Origin of the sequence: Cellulomonas hominis (genome assembly GCF_005239125.1) — a bacterium.
GTDB lineage: Bacteria > Actinomycetota > Actinomycetes > Actinomycetales > Cellulomonadaceae > Cellulomonas > Cellulomonas hominis_A.
The window spans coordinates 1-3,370 of record NZ_SZYE01000282.1; the positions used below are offsets into that span (position 1 = coordinate 1).

The window sequence follows — 3,370 nt, forward strand, 5'->3', positions numbered from 1 at the left end:
CCGGGGGCGGGCGCGTCGACGGCGGCCGAGCAGCCGGCGAGGGCCAGCGCGACCGCGACCGCGAAAACCGCGGACCGGCGGGCGGCGCGGGGCAGGGTCGCGTGGGGGGCGGGGGGCTCGTGGTCGCGTCGGGGCATGCTCCGACGGTGCCGCCCGCGACCGGCCGGGCGCGTCGCCCCGGGGACCGACCGCGGCGGCCCGGCGTCCTCCCGCGGGCGGACGGGCGTCTGGTCCCGTCGTCCGACCCGGGAGCCGTGCCCGGCCGACCGGCGGGGCGGTCGGCCGCTCAGTCCCGCACGCGGGTCGCCCAGAACGCGACGGCGCCCGCCGCCGCCACGTTCAGCGAGTCCACGCCGCCCGCCATCGGGATCCGCACCGTGAGGTCCGCCGCGGCGATCGTCGCGGGCTTCAGGCCGTCGCCCTCCGCGCCCAGCACCAGCGCCAGCCGCTCCGGCGGGTCGGCCTCCAGCGCGTCCAGGCTCACCGAGTCGTCCGACAGCGCGAGCGCGGCCGTGACGAACCCCGCCGCCCGCAGCAGCTCGATCCCGCCGGGCCACGGGTCGACCCGGGTCCACGGGACCTGGAACACCGTGCCCATCGACACCCGCACGGACCGCCGGTACAGCGGGTCCGCGCACCGCGGGGTCACGAGCACCGCGTCCACCCCGATCGCGGCGGCCGACCGGAACGCCGCCCCGACGTTGGTGTGGTCGACGACGTCCTCCAGCACCGCGACCCGGCGCGCCCCGGCCAGGACGTCCGCCACGGCCGGCAGCGGCGGCCGGTGCATGGCCGCGAGCGCCCCGCGGTGCACGTGGAAGCCGGTGATCGCCTCCAGGACCGGGGGCTCGGCGACGTAGACGCGCACGGGCTCCCCGGCCGGGTCCCGCGCCTCCAGCATCGCCGTCAGGTCGGGCAGCCACCGCGGCGACACCAGCACGGACCGGGGCCGGTGCCCCGCGGCGAGCGCCCGGCCCAGCACCGTGGAGCTCTCCGCGATGTAGAGCCCCTTCTCGGGCTCGTGCCGCGAGCGCAGCGCCACGTCGGTCAGGGAGACGTAGTCGGCGAGCCGCTCGTCGTCGGGGTCGGTCAGGGGGACGATGTCGAGCGCGGGCACGCCCGACATCATCCCCCGGCGGCGCTCAGGCCAGGAACTCCAGCGCCGCGGCCACCAGCAGCCGGCGCCCCGCCGCGATCGTCGGCTCGTCGAGCGGCGCGAACTGGGCGGTGTGGTTGCCCGGGACGGCCGCCGAGAACCCCGACACGTAGCCGTCGGGGAACAGCGCGGGGTCCATGCCGCCCCAGAACCAGAACGCGTAGGGCACGGGGTCGCCGTCGTAGCGCCCCTTCGGCAGCCCGTACTCGGAGAAGTCCTCGGAGCCCATCAGCGGCTCGGCGGTCCGCACGGCGCCCGCGGGCATGACGGCCTGCTGCGCCGCCATCACCCGGTCGACCACCTCGGCGGTGTTCACGGTCGCGGGCGGGTTCTCCCGCATCGTGATCGTCGGCGGCTCGGGGCAGCCCGCGGCCGCGGCCTCGGCGCCGACGATCCGCTCGACGGCCGCCACGGCACGCGCCATCGACGCGTCCGACCGGGCGCGCAGGTTCACGGTGAAGGTCGCCGTGTCCGGGATGATGTTCGACTTCGTCCCGGCGTGGAACGTGCCGACGGTGACGACCAGCGGGTCCTCGGGGGAGGTCTCGCGCGACGCGATCGCCTGCAGCCGGGTGACGGCGTACGCCGCGGTGAGGATCGGGTCCACGGTGACGAACGGGCGGGAGCCGTGGCCGCCCCGCCCGTGGATCGTCACGTCCAGGGTCGCGGCCGCGGCCATGAGCAGACCGCGGGAGTGGTTGGCCACCCCGGCGGGCAGCGGGCCGACGTGCTGCCCGAGCGCGACGTCCGGCTTCGGGAACCGGGTGAACAGGCCGTCGGCGAGCATCGCGCTCGCGCCGGTCGCCGTCTCCTCCGCCGGCTGGCCGACCACCAGCAGCGTCCCGGACCACGCGTCGCGCGCGCCGGCGAGGGTGTCCACCGCCGCGGCCAGCGCCGTGACGTGCATGTCGTGGCCGCAGGCGTGCATCGTGGCGACCGTCTCCCCCGCTGGGTTCACGTCCGTGTGCCGGCTCTGGTAGGCCAGACCCGTCTCCTCCAGGACGGGCAGGCCGTCCATGTCGGCGCGGAGCATGACCACGGGGCCGTCGCCGTTGCGCAGCACGCCGACGACCCCGGTCCCGCCGACGCCCTCGGCGACCTCGAGCCCGGCGGCGCGCAGCTCGGCCGCGAGCGCCGCGGCGGTGCGGTGCTCCCGCCCGGACAGCTCGGGGTGCGCGTGCAGGTCCCGGTACAGGTCCCGCCAGTGCGCGTCGCGGGTGTCCGCGGCGCCCAGCACGCGGGCGGCGCGCGTGCGGTCGGCGGTCGGGGCGGTGTCCAGGGCCATGCGGCGGGGTCCCTTCGGGTGCGGTCGGCGGTCCTGCCGCACGCTACCCCGCGCCGGACGGCCCCCGACCTGCACCGGCGCGCGCCGCCCTTGCCCTGCGCACCCGCGGGGGGCCACCATCGGCCCATGCGGTACGGGGTCCTGGGGCCCGTGGAGCTCGTGACCGCGGAGGGGGCCGAACCTGTCCGCGGTTCGCGCCAGCGCGCTCTGCTCGCGGTGCTGCTCGCGCACCGGGGCGCGCTCGTCCCGCGGGAGCGGCTCATCGCCGCGCTGTGGCCCGCCGGGCCGCCGCCCAGCTCCGAGCACACCCTGCACAGCCACGCGTCGCGGATCCGCGCGCTGGTGGGTGCCGACCTGCGTGCGGTGCCGGGCGGGTACCGCCTCGACCCGCAGGACCTGGACGCCGACCGCTTCGACCGCGCCGTGCGGGCCGTCACCCGCGGCGGTGCCGCCCGCGGGCGGCCGGACGCCCGGGACTCCCCCGCGCACGCCGCCGAGGTGCTGGCCGAGGCGCTCGCCCTGTGGCGCGGCCCGGCGTTCGGGTCCGAGGCCGACCTGCCGGAGGTGCAGGCCGAGGCGGAGCGGCTGGAGACCGCCCGCCGGAGCGCGCACGAGGCGCTCGCCCGCGCCCTCGTCGGCACGGACCCGGAGCGCGCCGCGGAGGCGGCGGAGCGGGCGCTGGACGGCGACCCGTACCGCGAGGGGGCGTGGGCTCTGCTCGTGCGGGCGCGCACCGCCGAGGGACGCCCCGGCGAGGCGGTGCTGGCCTACCTCCGGGCGGCCGCGGCGCTCGACGAGATCGGGCTGCTGCCCTCGCAGGAGCTCCGGGCGGCCCACGCGGGGGCGCTGGCCGCGGGGCGGCCGCCGGAACCCGTCGGCACCCGGCCGGGAGCGCCCCGGACCGACGGGCGTGCGGGCGCACCCGCCGG

At 78.8% G+C, this 3,370-nt stretch carries 3 protein-coding genes; 1 reads left to right on the forward strand and 2 read right to left on the reverse strand.

Annotation, left to right across the window (positions count from 1 at the left end; translation table 11 throughout):
* Nucleotides 1-286 precede the first annotated feature (286 nt).
* Complete coding sequence (locus FA014_RS18830; protein ID WP_154731143.1) at nt 287-1,126, reverse strand: TrmH family RNA methyltransferase; 840 nt, start codon at nt 1,124-1,126, stop codon at nt 287-289.
* A 16-nt stretch (nt 1,127-1,142) separates the two neighbouring features.
* The gene (locus tag FA014_RS18835; protein WP_154731144.1) at nt 1,143-2,441 is read right to left on the reverse strand and encodes an amidohydrolase; all 1,299 of its coding nucleotides are present in this window, start codon (nt 2,439-2,441) and stop codon (nt 1,143-1,145) included.
* A 126-nt stretch (nt 2,442-2,567) separates the two neighbouring features.
* Between FA014_RS18835 and FA014_RS18840 the strand changes: the two genes are divergently transcribed.
* On the forward strand, nt 2,568-3,370 hold an 803-nt coding region (locus FA014_RS18840; protein WP_195969381.1), incomplete at its 3' end, for an AfsR/SARP family transcriptional regulator.